This window comes from Brevibacterium marinum, from assembly GCF_011927955.1.
Taxonomy (GTDB): Bacteria; Actinomycetota; Actinomycetes; order Actinomycetales; family Brevibacteriaceae; genus Brevibacterium; species Brevibacterium marinum.
Window position 1 is genome coordinate 1,943,914 of record NZ_JAATJN010000001.1, and the last position, 13,071, is coordinate 1,956,984.

The following is a 13,071-nucleotide window of genomic DNA, read 5'->3' on the forward strand; positions in this document are numbered from 1 at the left end:
AGCTTCAAGACACGAGGCGGAAGCTGCCAACGATGACAGGGCCCGTCAAATGATTGATGCCCACGATCAGGTCTTGGTCCCCGGATTCATCGATCTGCATTCGCATGCTGACTTCTCGATCATGGCGGACCCAGCAGCACAGACACAGTTACTTCAAGGCGTGACCACCGCACTCGTCGGAAACTGTGGATCCTCGCCATTCCCGGCCCGGTCGGTCGCGCAGATACAGCGAGACAATGCGCACCTCGACGCAGAATTCACCGCTGACTGGACTGGCGCACGTGGATTCTTTGAGGCAGTGCACGATGTCGGACCGGGCATCAATATCGCCCTTCAGGTCGGGCTGTCGAGCATTCGCTCCTACGTCATGGGACCGAACGACGCTGCACCGGACTCCCAACAGCTGGACTCGATGAAGAGGCAAGTCGCTGAAGCTGCTGAAGTCGGAGTCTACGGCTTCTCCAGCGGACTCATCTACGCTCCCGGAATGTATTCTCAGCCGAATGAGGTGGCAGCCCTCGTCGCTGAGGCTGCAGAGTACGGTCTCCTCTATTCGACCCATATGCGAAACGAATCGGATCGGCTTCTTCCAGCAGTCGAGGAGGCCATCAACGCCGCCACTGCCGCCGGAGCCAGGCTCGAGATCTCTCATCTCAAGGCAATGGGACCGGAAAACTATGGTTCTCCGGCTCTGGCATTGGCACGGATTGAAGAAGCGCGGGAGGGTGGACTCGATGTCAAAGCTGACGTATATCCCTATACGGCCTCGAGCACGAGACTGACATCGCGGCTTCCGGGCTACGCCATGGACGGTGGACAGGAGACGCTACTTGAGCGACTCTCCGATCCACTACAGCGTTCGAAGATTGCTGGCGACATGGCAGCCCGATTCGACAAAGACATCGATCCCGAAGGCGTCGTCATCGCCGCTCTCGGCGCGGGCGACACTGATGACGACTACACATGGGCGATCGGAGAGTCGATCGCCCAGATCGGGCGAAGAGAAGGCTGCTATGCAGAGGAAGCCGCAATGCGAGTCCTCTCGGCGCACGGGGCATCCGTGGGGATCGTCAACCACGCGATGGACCGTGACGACGTCGCGAAGGTGCTTTCCCACCCGCTCGTCTCTGTCGCCAGTGACGGCTGGACGTTGCGGCCCAAAGGCGAGGGGATGCCGCACCCACGGTCGTTTGGAACCTTCGTCCGAGTACTGGGCAAATATGTCCGCGAAGAAGGACTGATCACACTCGAAGAAGCAGTGAGAAAGATGACGAGCCAGCCTGCGGAAAGACTGCAAATGGAGAATCGGGGCATCATCTCGCAGGGCAAGATAGCTGACCTCGCAATTTTCGACGCCGACTCCGTTCGCGAGAACTCCACCTTCGACGATCCTTGGCAACTGGCGAGTGGATTGTCGACGGTACTCGTCGGGGGGAACATCGCGGTCAAGGACGGCCAAGTCACTGCCCAAAGGTACGGAAACGTTCTGCGGAAACGCTGACGTCGAATGACAACCGGTGAATACGCCCCGCGGTGAGTTGGCCGACACCGGTGAAGCCGAGGCGATCCGAGAACCCCGATTTTCTCACGTCATGCGAATTAGATTGTCCTCGTTCCCACGCCAAATGGGAACTGTCTGCATGAACCAATACATAGACAGAGCAGTCATAGGAAAGCTTGCCGATGGGGACGGAAACTATCGCCGAGGAGCGGTGCTCATCAGCGGGGAGAAGTACGTCGACGTGGAACCCACTTTCAGGCGAGGAGGCGGAACACGTGGTCGATGGGGGGGGGGGAGATGCCTTCCTAATGCCAGACTTCGTCGAGGCCCACGTCCACTGCTATTCCGAGGAAGGCGAACGGCATGAGACCATGCCGGGCCTCACCCTGTGCGGTGATGTCAGCGCAGTCGTCATCGACCCACCCGAGCTGCCGGCCGTCGACAAGGAGTTAGTTCTCGACCAGTCCGCGCTCCCTCTGGGCTCGCAGGGCGGATTGGTCGAACTCGAATTCGCCGAGGCGGGGCACCACCCGTTCGGGTCACACAGGATGGTCGACGCCCAACGCTGCGCTCACAGAACCATTGTCATCGGCAGGCGGGACCCACTCACCGAGGCGGTGCGAATCGACGTACCACCTCGGCGATGATCGTCGCTGGGGACGAGGGCCGAAGATTCAAGGCTGAGGCCGCCGATGTACTAGGCTGGCTTCATTATGGCCACTGATTATTCTGCTGAAATCGCCAACCTCCGTCAGACTTACAAAGCGATCCTCGACGTGTCCGATCTGGACGATCTTCGCTCAGAGGTCGCCGAGCTCACGGAGCAAGCGTCCGCACCGTCCTTCTGGGACGATCCGGACTCGGCGCAGAAGATCTCGGCCACGCTCGCACACAAGCAGGGAACACTGGACAAGCTGGAGAAGTTCGGTGTGCGCATCGACGATGCCGAGCTTCTCATCGAGATGTCCGAAGACGAGGGCGATGAGGATTCGAAGGCGGAAGCCGAACGTGACATCAAGAAGCTGCACGACCAGCTGGCCGACCTCGAGATCTCGACCCTGCTCAACCACGAATACGATGAGCGTTCGGCCGTCGTGACCGTGCGCTCCGGTGCCGGCGGCGACGATGCGACCGATTGGGCGCAGATGCTCATTCGCATGTACATCCGGTGGGGCGAGAACCGCGGGTACAACGTTCAGCAGCTCGACACCTCCTACGCCGAAGGTGCGGGCATCAAGTCCGCGACGATCCAGGTCAACGCACCCTATGCCTACGGCACTCTGTCCGTGGAGGCGGGCACCCACCGCCTAGTGCGGATCAGTCCTTTCGACAATCAGGGGCGTCGTCAGACCTCCTTCGCCGCCGTCGAGGTCGTCCCGCTCATCGAGTCCACCGACCACGTCGAGGTCGACGAGAACGATCTTCGCATCGACGTCTACCGGTCCTCGGGCCCGGGCGGGCAGTCCGTGAACACGACGGACTCGGCCGTGCGCATCACTCACGAGCCCACCGGCGTCGTCGTGAGCATGCAGAACGAGAAGTCCCAGATCCAGAACCGTGAAGCAGCGATGCGCGTGCTGCAGTCACGCCTCCTCGACCTCAAACGCCAGGAGGAGGAAGCGGAGAAGAAGGAACTCGCCGGTGACATCAAGGCCAGCTGGGGCGACCAGATGCGCTCGTACGTGACCCACCCGTACCAGATGGTCAAGGACCTGCGTTCGGGCTACGAGGTGAACAACCCCTCTGCGGTCTTCGACGGTGACATCGACGGACTCATCGAAGCCGGCATCCGCTGGCGCAAGGAGCAGGAGATGGCCGCCGAGGAAGACTGATCCTCGGAGCGAGCCGACTCTGCCGGCCCGACCCGGACCGCGGGCTGGCCCCGGTTCGCCGACATGAACATCGTGGGTGTGGGCTCATGGTCGATTTCAGCGCTGAAATCGACCATGAGCCCACACTTATCTCCCCGACGGCTGACGCTTCAGTGCCGTCGCCCCCGACCGCGCCGGTCACGTCGCACTCCGTGCCGCTCCTCGCCCCTGCAGCTGTGAACTTCCTCAGATCCGCAACACACGCCCTTGCGCCTCCCGGATCATCATGGAGCTGTTACGTACAGTGGAAGCGGCCGAGCCATCCGCGACATGATTGAAGACCCTCTTGATCAAATTCGACTCAGTTTCGAAGTCCTACGACGCGCGCTCCCGCAAGGCACTCGACGACATCTCGTTCGAGGCCGAGCGCGGCGAATTCGTGTTCCTCGTCGGAGCTTCGGGCTCGGGTAAGTCCACGGTCATCCGCCTCATCCTGCGCGAAGAGGTGCCGAGCACCGGCCGGATCCACATCGCCGGAAAATCCGTCGTGAGGATGCCCAGCTGGAAGGTGCCCTACCTGCGTCGGGGGATCGGCACAGTGTTCCAAGACTTCCGGCTGCTGCCGAACAAAACCGTCTTCGCCAATGTCGCCTTCGCGCTCCAGGTTATCGGCAAGTCACGCGCTGCCATGTCGACCCTGGTCCCCGACGTCCTCGAGACGGTGGGCCTGGCGGGCAAGGAGAAGCGCTACCCCAACGAACTCTCCGGTGGTGAACAGCAGCGCGTGGCCATCGCCCGCGCCGTCGTCAACAAGCCGGGGATCCTGCTCGCCGATGAGCCCACAGGCAACCTCGACCCGACCACCAGTGCCGACATCATGTCGGTGCTCGAGAAGATCAACCGCAACGGAACTACGGTGCTCATGGCCACTCACGACGGAGAGATCGTCAACCGGATGCGCAAACGAGTCATTGAACTCTCCGAAGGCGTCATCGTCCGCGACGTCGAAGAGGGCACGTACGGAGTAGCCTCATGAGGGCCGGATTCATCCTCTCAGAGGTCTGGTCCGGGCTGCGCAAGAACGTCTCGATGGTCCTGTCTGTGGTGCTCGTGACCTTCGTGTCGCTGCTCTTCGTCGGCGCCGCGATCCTGCTGCAGATGCAGGTGGGGCAGATGAAGGACTACTGGTACGACCGCGTTCAGGTCTCCATCTTCCTGTGCCCACCGGACTCCGAGGCGACGAACTGCGTCGAGGGCGAAGCCACCGATACGCAGAAGACGAACATCGAGGACCAGCTGGACAGCTCGGAACTCGCACCCTACGTCGATGAGGTCTACTTCGAGGACAAGGGCGAGGCCTTCGAACACTTCCAGGACCAGTTCAAGGGCACCAGCCTCGAGGGCACCGTGCCCAAGGACGAGATGAACGAGTCCTTCCGCGTCAAGCTCAAGGACGCCGAGAAGTACGAGATCATCAAGGAGTCGTTCTCCTCGACGCCGGGCGTGGAGGAGGTCGTCGACCAGAACCAGCTCCTCGACCGCCTGTTCGGTGTCCTCAACATCGCCACCGTCATCGCCGTCGCGATCGCCGGCATCATGCTGCTGTGCGCAATGCTGCTCATCGCCACCACCATCAGGCTCTCCGCGTTCTCGAGGCGGCGCGAGACGGGCATCATGCGCCTTGTCGGTGCCTCGAACACATTCATCCAACTCCCGTTCCTGCTCGAAGGGGTCATCGCCTCGGCGATAGGGGCGACTCTGTCCGCCGGCGTGCTGGGACTCATCGTCCACTTCGGCGTCAGCGGTTGGCTGGAGGGCCAGGCGGCCGGCTTCAGCCTCATCTCCGGAGTCAACGTCCTCATCGTCGCGCCGATCCTCATCGCCATCGGTGTGATCATGGCCGGAGCCTCGTCCCTGATCACCCTGAACAAATACACGAAGGTCTGAGATGAAACGCAGACTCGGTTTGGTCATCACCGCGGCCGTGCTCGCCCTCGTCCTGCCCGTCAACTTCGCGGCGGCAGATCCTCGGGACGACAAGAGCCAGGTCGACGACCGTGTCAAGGAGCTCCAGCAGGAGTTCGAAGGACTCGACGAGGACCTGGCCCGAGTCATCGCCGAACGTGACGCAGCGGAGGAGAAGCTGCCCGACGCCGAAGCCGCATCGAAGCGGGCCGACGACGCCCTGGCCGAGGCAATCGAGAAGGATGCCTCCATGGCCGCTCGTCTCACCTCGGCGGAGAATGCCCAGAAGGATCTCAAGACATCGATCGAGGACGGTGCCGAGGAGATCGACAAGCACAAGACCTCGGCCGCGCGCATCGGCCGTCAGGCCTACCAGAACTCCGGGATCACCTCGGACCTGGCGATGCTGCTGCAGATGGCCGAGGGCACGAGCGCCGATGGCGGGATCGGCCGCGTGGATTCCGCCGTCCGTTCGCAGCAGCGGACGATCGACAATCTCTCCGAGCAGCGGGCCGTGAATAAGAACAACGAGGAGCGCCTGTCGGGTGTGACGGAGGAGATCTCCGACCTCAAGGACGAAGCCGCCGAGGCGGTGGTGGCCAAGGAGGCCGCACAGGTCGACGCGAAGAAGAAGGCCGACAGCCTCAACGATCTCATCTCCGCGAAGGACGATGCCGAGGAGACGATCTCCGACAACAAGGCCTCAACGAAGGAACAGCTGAAGAAGGAGAAGGAAGAACAGGACCGCTTGGCGGAGAAGGTCCGAGAATGGGAGAAGGAGCAGGAGAAGAAGGGCAAATTCGTCTACGGCGACGGTGAGCTTGCCAATCCTGCAAAGGGGTATCCCACCACATCGCCCTTCGGTTACCGTGTGCATCCGATCACCGGAGCGAAGAAGCTGCACTCCGGCACCGACTTCGGTGTCCCCTGCGGGACCCCGATCCACGCCGCTGGTGATGGTGTGGTCGTCGGCGCCGGTTGGACAGGCGGCTATGGCAATCGCGTGGTCGTCTCCCACGGCAAGATCAAGGGCGATACGATCGCCTCGACCTACAACCACAACACGAAGGTCAAGGTTCACCCGGGGCAGAAGGTCAAGAAGGGTGATGTCATCTCGGTTTCGGGCACGACGGGCGCATCGACCGGTTGCCACCTGCACTTCGAGATCATGAAGAACGGCGGCTACGTCGACCCGATGCCCTACATCTCCTGATTCCGCCGTCCCGGGACCGGTCACATGACCTCGCCGAGGCGGATGTTCGTCGAGGTGGATCTTCGCCGAGGACCTTCGCCGAGGGGACCCTGACCATGGTCTTCGTGGCCTTCCGTACGCGATATCATTGAGTTAGACTTGTGGGTCTGCGTGTCCACACGAATGGACAGTCGAGAGGGCTGGCATTCAACGGGTGGGCACGGTTGGGCCGAGACTGAGAAAGGAGGCCGGACATGGCGAAGGAAACTGGCAGGAACGTCATTGCGAGGAACCGGAAGGCGCGCCACGACTATCACATCGAAGATACGTGGGAGGCCGGCCTCGTGCTCACCGGAACCGAGGTGAAGTCGCTGCGAGAGGGCAGGGCATCGCTGAGGGACGGCTTCGCACTGATCTTTCAGAACGAAGCCTGGTTGGAAAACGTCTACATTCCCGAGTATCTGCAGGGGACGTGGACGAACCATACGGCTCGTCGACGGCGGAAGCTCCTTCTCCATCGGGAGGAGATACTCAAGCTGTCACAGAAGGTCAAGGAATCGAGGCGCACCCTTGTTCCGCTCGAGCTGTACTTCGATGGATCTCGGGTCAAGGTCGAGATCGCTCTGGCCAAGGGCAAGCGCGAATGGGACAAACGCCAGGCTCTGCGCGAGGCGACTGACAAACGTGAGGCCGAGCGTGCGATGAAGGCTAAACAGTACCTCTGAGACCGGTTGTCCATCCTGAATTTCCGAGTTCGGGAATGCAATTGGGTCGCTCGGTGTTGAGAGGGTATGCTGGTTATCCTGGTCAGCGAATGAGCCTGTTCGGTCAGGTGGACGAGTTGCTCAGGTTTGGTAACAGAATATGGGGATGATCGGTTTCGACGTTGGACAATGCGTCGGGAGAAGCGGGCCGAGAATGTAGAGTCATCTCGTTAATGTCCTCTGCAAACAATAGGTGCTAAGTCTAACAACCGCACCGATTTCGCCCTCGCTGCCTGATAGAGCGCGAGCTGCGAATCCGTCAGCCTAGAGTTGCTTCCGCTCTAGAATCTGGCGTCGCTTAGGAAGCCACTGCTTCAGATATTCGTTGAGGGTATCTGAGGGACTTTTACTCAACTCCGTTCGTTGGTCCACGTGTTCGTGCGAGGACCAGAACCTAAGAAACTATTTCACGAACTGCGCCCGGAGAAGTCCCGACAATCTGCCGACGGACGCGGGTTCGATTCCCGCCATCTCCACTTATAGACAAGCCCCGTAGGCCTGAATCTCATCAGACCTACGGGGCTTCGTCATGCCATCACCTGAGAGTTCACACGGATGACTTCCTCCTGATACGGCGCGATGACCGAACCCGAGACGCGCAGGTCGAGCAGCAGGAACCTCCGTTCGCCGACCGGAGTCGCTTTCCACTCATCGACGACTTCGAGATCGGCCAGCGATCGTACCTCGACTCCCTGTCCACCGGCCGCGTCGGCCAGGGCTGCGAAGTCGATCTCGTCGATGAGCATCGGCGATTGGTTGAGACCCTTGAGACCGTACAGGTTCAACTCGGCACCATAGGCGGCATCGTTGAAGACCACGGCGATTCCTCGCCCTCCTGCCGAACGGATGGCGGTGTCGAGATCGGACAGAGCCATCGCTCCTCCGCCGTCGCCGGTGGTGAGGACGATCGTCGAATTCTGATTGGCTCTCGCCGCTCCTGCGACACTGTGCCACCCGAGCCCGATGGACTGGAATGCTGTGCCGACCATCGCCAGACGGTCGGGTGCACTGGGTTCCCAGAACATGTTCGCCCATGCGATGAAGTGACCGCCGTCGGAGACGACGACCCGGTCCTCAGGTAGAAGTTCCCCGAGCCGCGCGGCCGCCGCACGCGGGTCGAGACGACCGTCCTCGGCAAATTCTGTGCCTACCTCATAGGCTCTCTCGGCCGTCGTGTCCACGGACTCGCGCCATCCGCCGACAGGCGCACCCGAGGCTTCCAATCGACAGACGAGTTCGCCCGCGGCCAGCTTCACGTCACTGCGGACGAATCCGCCGACGCGAGCGTTCGTCGCACGATCGTCCGTGTCGATCTGCCAGACAGCGGTCGTTGGATGGAACAACTCGCCGAAGCGCATCGTGAACTGGTTGAGCGAGGCGCCGAGGACGACGGCGACATCGGCCTCCCGGACTCGCTGCATGGCGTCGGGAGCCCCGAACCCTCCGGCCACACCGAGGTCGTACTCGGCATCCGGGAAGACATTGCGGCCCAGAGCCGTGGTCGCGGTCAACGCTCCGGTGGCCTCTGCCAGGGCGCCGAGTTCCTCCTCGGCACCGGACAGCCACGCACCTCGGCCGGCCAGAAGCAGCGGACGCTCCGCATCGGCGAGGGCAGCCGCAAGACGGTCGAGGGAGGACTGCGCGAACTCGGACGACGGTGCCAGCGGAGCCCGGCGACCGGGCCCGGGAACCTGTGGAATCTCCCCGATGTCGAGGGTCGCGACATCGTAGGGGATCGCGAGGACGACGGGCACTCGGTACGTCACGGCGTGTTCGATCGCGGTGATTGTGGCCGCGGCGGCGTCCACACGGCCGACTGTATAGGTGCGCACCCCCACCGCGGAGGCCATTGCGATCTGGTCGACATCCCAGGGGCGGGGGCCGGACGTGGGCTCATCACCGACGACGAGGACGAGTGGAACCTTGGCCTGGGCCGCCTCGGCGAGGGCGGTGAGCGTGTTCGTGAATCCGGCACCGTAGGTCGTGGTCGCGGCAGCGAGGCACCCGGAGGTGCGGAAGTGCGCATCGGCTGCGACGACGGCACCGGCTTCGTGTCTGACGGCGGTGTAGGTCGCCGAGGTGGAGGCGAGTAGGGCATCGAGGAAGTAGGCGTTGCCGTTGCCCATGAGTCCGAAGACCTCATCGATGTGGCAGGCCAGAGTGTGCGCGACGTGAGCCGATGTGTGGGCCATGGGAGACCTTTCGCGAATGAGATTGAGATATGGAAAGAGCGATCCATATATGTCTCACACGCGTGTTCCGCGGCTTCGCGCTCCTTTTTCGAGCGCCGGCTTCTCGGTATCAACCGGATTCGACGTTGGCACCGGCCTGACTCTACGAATATAGGCGAGAGGTGGTCCCTTGACCAAGTTCGGGCGGTGCACCGCGACGGTGGGTGCACCGCGACAGTGCCGATCGCCGAAGCACGGGTTGAGTATCGACAAACGCACGCGCACCGGCGTTATTCGGTACCGCGTGCGTTTCTCGGCGGCTCAGCGGTTCAGGCGTTCCTTCCACGCTGCCATGATCGCCGGATCGGTCGGTTTCGACACCAGGGAACCGATGACGTAGCCGAGCAGCGAGGCGATGAGGCCGAGGTAGATGGCTTCACTCGAGTAGATGCCCATCGTGATCATGACGATGATCGTGGTGAGCGCACCGAGGATCATGCCGGCCATGACGCCGACGATCGTTCCGCGCTTGAAGACCAGACCGCCGAGGATGGGGATGAACAGTCCGGTCACCAGCAGGTTGTAGGCCACGGTCAGAGCCTCGACGACGCTGGGCATGATATTTGCGAGGATGAGGGTGACGACGCCGAGGCCGATGAGGTAGATCCGGGAATCGCGGATCTCATCCCCGGTCTCGCGGACCAGGGATCGGACGAGGGCCGACTTCGTTCCCAAACTGGAGTCCCCGTTGGCAGTCCCGCCGGACATCGCGTCGGTGCCAGTGGTGCCTGCGGAGGCAGTCTCACCCGCCACGCCGTCGGTCGCCACGCCGTTCGCCGCCACGCCGTCGGCCGCCGAGTGATCCTCCGTGACCGGAACGACGTCCTTGCGGGCCAGCAGAGGTTCGACGATGTCCTGACGGCACACGGTCGAGGCCGCCATCAGCGATCCCGAGGCAGTGGACATCATCGCGGCGAGTGCTGCCGCGAGCACGAGCCCGCCCATCAGGGGCGACATGGCAGCGTCGACGACGGCGACGAACACATCGTCTTGGACCTCGATGCCGGGCACGATCTTGGTCGCGGCCATGCCGATGAGCGCACCGGCCACGGCGTAGAGGAGGCAGTAGACGCCTGCCGAAAGTCCGCCCCACCTGGCCACGCCCGGGCTGCGTGCGGTGAACACGCGCTGCCAGATGTCCTGGCCGATGAGCAGTCCCAGCGTGTAGACGAGGATGTAGCCGAGGACGGCCTCCCAGCCGATTCCCACCGGACTGGTCTGCTCGGCGGGCAGTGACGCGAACAGCTCGGTGATGCCACCGGACTTGCTCAACACGATCGGCAGCATGATGAGGAAGATTCCGATCGTCTGGATGAAGAACTGCACGAAGTCGGTCAGCGTGATCGACCACATTCCGCCGAGCATCGAATAGAGGATGACGATGCCGCCGCCGATGAGCACCGACCAGAACTTGTCGAGGTCGAAGAGAGCATGGAAGATCGTCGCATAGGCGACCGTCGATGTCGTCGAGATCATCAGACCATAGGCGGTCATGATCGCGCCCGAGACCAGTCGGGAGCCCTTGCCGTACCGCAGCTCCAGCATCTGCGAGACCGTGTAGATCTCCAGCTTCTGAATCTTCGGGGCGAAGAACAGCGAGAGCAGGATGATGCCCAGGCCGATGCTGAAGACCAGCCACATTCCCGACAGCCCGGAGGTGTAGCCGAGGCCGACACCGCCGATCGTCGAGGCTCCGCCGAGGACGACCGCGGACATCGTGCCCGTGTACAGCCATCCGCCCAGGCGACGGCCCGCGACGAGGAAATCGTCCTGGTTCTTTGCCTTGTACCGGCCCCAGATTCCGAATCCCACCATGGCGGCGAGATAGATGATGACGACTAGAGAGTCCACGTCGACCCTTTCCTTGGTTGGTGCGTGCGCATCCGGCTCAGCGGGTGCTTCAGCACTCGATGTGAATGGTGGTGGGAACCGTACGCTCGAGCGCCTCGGCGACGGTCGTCGGCAGCATGTCGTCGAGGTCCGACTCCGCAATCGTGACTCCGGCCCCGCCCATGGACTGGCCCAGTGCCGCGAAGTCGGGACGAGCGAGCTTGACCGCGAACGGCTCCATGCTCCTATCGACCATCTGCTCCTCGATCTCCGCGTAGCCTCCGTTGTCGACGATGACGAAGGGGATCCCCAGCCCCAGCTCGCCGGCGGTCATCAGCTCCTGGATCGAGAACATCGCAGCCCCGTCCCCGAGGATGCAGGCGATGGGCCGGGCGCTGTCGGCCAGTTTCGCCCCGATGGCTGCGGGGATCCCGTAGCCCAAGGTGGCGAAGCCGGGCATGTAGAGCAGTTGGTCGGGTGTGCTCGCTGTCAGCGCGTGCACGGATCCGTCGTAGGTGACCTGGGACGAGTCTCCGGAGACCACAACAGACGGACCGGCACCCTGCTCGACCAGACGGGTGACGCGGGCACCGATGCACTCGAAGTCGAAATCCTCACCCCAGGACCGACGGATGGCTGCAACCCTGTCGGCTCCGCTTTCGCCGGAAGCGATGTCCCTCGCCGAGGCGGCCGTGGGCTCGCCGATGCCCAGCTCGGTCATCAGCGCGGTGAGGAATTCGCCCGTATCGGCGCAGGCGAGGATGTCACCGCCGAGGTTCTTGCCCAGCTGGTCGGGGTCGATATCGCAGCGGATGACGACCTGGTCCGAGTCTGGGTCGCGGACCCCGGCCGAGGTCTGGGCGCCGATGAGTCCGCCCCACAGGTCGGAGTCGGCGAGTTCGGAGCCGAGCACGATGAGCACGTCCGCGGCTGCCGACTCTGCTTGGACGCTGGGGAAACGAACGTTGGACCCCAAGGACAGCGGGTGGTCCTCCGCGACGATGCCCTTGCCGTTGGCGGTGGTGGCCACGGGAGCATCGAGCGCCTCGGCGAAGGCTGTGACCTCGGCACCGGCACTGCGGGCCCCACCACCGGCGACGATGAGGGGACGATGTGCACCGCGCACCGCCTCGGCGGTACGAGCCACGACCCGCGAATCCAGACCCGGGCGACGACCCGGGATCGGAGTCGGCACGCTGCCGTTCCAGACGCCCTCGAGCACGTCGAGCGGAACCTCGATGTGGACGGGGCCGGGACGGGACGAGGCGAACATGGCGAACGCCTCGGCGACGGCCTGGGCCGCACCCTCGGCCGTCCGCGTGCGCTGAGAGGAGACCAGCAGATGACTCAGCGCACCTGAGGAGTCCTTCGTCTCGTGGAGCATTCCGACGTCGGCGCGCTCCAGGCCGGTGGGCACACCGGGGGAGAGGATGAGCATCGGACGCGACTCCGCGTACGCGGTCGCGGCGGCCGTGACGACGTTGGTCAGGCCGGGCCCCGAGGTCGTGATGACGACCCCGGGCTTGCCGGAGACGAGGAAGTACCCGTCGGCTCCGTAGCCGGCACCCTGTTCGTGGCGGGGCGTGATCGCGCGGATGCCGAACTCGCCCAGATGCCGGTAGAACTCGAGGTTGTGCGTGCCGGGGATGCCGAAGACGGTGTCGACTCCGTGCGCGGCCAAGGTGGCAACGACGGCTCTGGCGCCATTGCGGAACATCTCCCCGTTCGCTGCCGTGCTGTGCCCCGGCTGAGGAGGCTGCTGTGGGTTCGCGTTCAT

At 63.2% G+C, this 13,071-nt stretch carries 10 protein-coding genes and 1 other RNA gene; 8 read left to right on the forward strand and 3 right to left on the reverse strand.

From position 1 onward, the window contains the following. Positions 1-49 precede the first annotated feature (49 nt). The 8 genes from BKA07_RS08510 (at position 50) to ssrA (ending at position 7,712) form a co-directional block, all read left to right on the forward strand. Positions 50-1,501: an N-acyl-D-amino-acid deacylase family protein gene (locus BKA07_RS08510; protein ID WP_209043913.1), complete on the forward strand. Its 1,452-nt coding sequence runs from the start codon at positions 50-52 to the stop codon at positions 1,499-1,501. Positions 1,502-1,809: 308 nt separating this feature from the next. Beyond that, positions 1,810-2,148: a hypothetical protein gene (locus tag BKA07_RS08515; RefSeq protein ID WP_167950527.1), complete on the forward strand. Its 339-nt coding sequence runs from the start codon at positions 1,810-1,812 to the stop codon at positions 2,146-2,148. 66 nt (positions 2,149-2,214) lie between these two features. After that, entirely contained in the window at positions 2,215-3,333 is a 1,119-nt protein-coding gene (prfB, locus tag BKA07_RS08520; RefSeq protein ID WP_167950528.1) for a peptide chain release factor 2, read from the forward strand. A 325-nt stretch (positions 3,334-3,658) separates the two neighbouring features. Continuing rightward, positions 3,659-4,348 carry a cell division ATP-binding protein FtsE gene (gene ftsE, locus BKA07_RS08525; protein ID WP_167950529.1) on the forward strand — a complete coding sequence of 230 codons (690 nt, stop codon included), beginning with the start codon at positions 3,659-3,661 and terminating at the stop codon, positions 4,346-4,348. Continuing rightward, entirely contained in the window at positions 4,345-5,259 is a 915-nt protein-coding gene (gene ftsX / locus BKA07_RS08530) for a permease-like cell division protein FtsX (protein WP_167950530.1), read from the forward strand. The genes ftsE and ftsX overlap by 4 nt, the downstream gene beginning before the upstream one ends. A gap of 1 nt (position 5,260) precedes the next feature. After that, positions 5,261-6,490: a peptidoglycan DD-metalloendopeptidase family protein gene (locus BKA07_RS08535; protein ID WP_167950531.1), complete on the forward strand. Its 1,230-nt coding sequence runs from the start codon at positions 5,261-5,263 to the stop codon at positions 6,488-6,490. 233 nt (positions 6,491-6,723) lie between these two features. After that, complete coding sequence (smpB, locus tag BKA07_RS08540; RefSeq protein WP_167950532.1) at positions 6,724-7,194, forward strand: SsrA-binding protein SmpB; 471 nt, start codon at positions 6,724-6,726, stop codon at positions 7,192-7,194. A gap of 141 nt (positions 7,195-7,335) precedes the next feature. Beyond that, positions 7,336-7,712, forward strand: a transfer-messenger RNA (tmRNA) gene (gene ssrA / locus BKA07_RS08545). Positions 7,713-7,760: 48 nt separating this feature from the next. Here the strand turns inward: ssrA and BKA07_RS08550 are convergent. The 3 genes from BKA07_RS08550 to BKA07_RS08560 all read right to left on the reverse strand — a co-directional run bounded on the left by BKA07_RS08550 (position 7,761) and on the right by BKA07_RS08560 (position 13,071). Continuing rightward, a complete protein-coding gene (locus BKA07_RS08550) occupies positions 7,761-9,425 on the reverse strand; it encodes a thiamine pyrophosphate-binding protein (RefSeq protein ID WP_167950533.1) in 1,665 nt (554 codons plus the stop codon). 300 nt (positions 9,426-9,725) lie between these two features. Beyond that, positions 9,726-11,315 carry a sodium:solute symporter family protein gene (locus BKA07_RS19270; protein WP_342449018.1) on the reverse strand — a complete coding sequence of 530 codons (1,590 nt, stop codon included), beginning with the start codon at positions 11,313-11,315 and terminating at the stop codon, positions 9,726-9,728. Between the two features lie 49 nt (positions 11,316-11,364). Then, complete coding sequence (locus BKA07_RS08560) at positions 11,365-13,071, reverse strand: thiamine pyrophosphate-binding protein (protein ID WP_245161892.1); 1,707 nt, start codon at positions 13,069-13,071, stop codon at positions 11,365-11,367.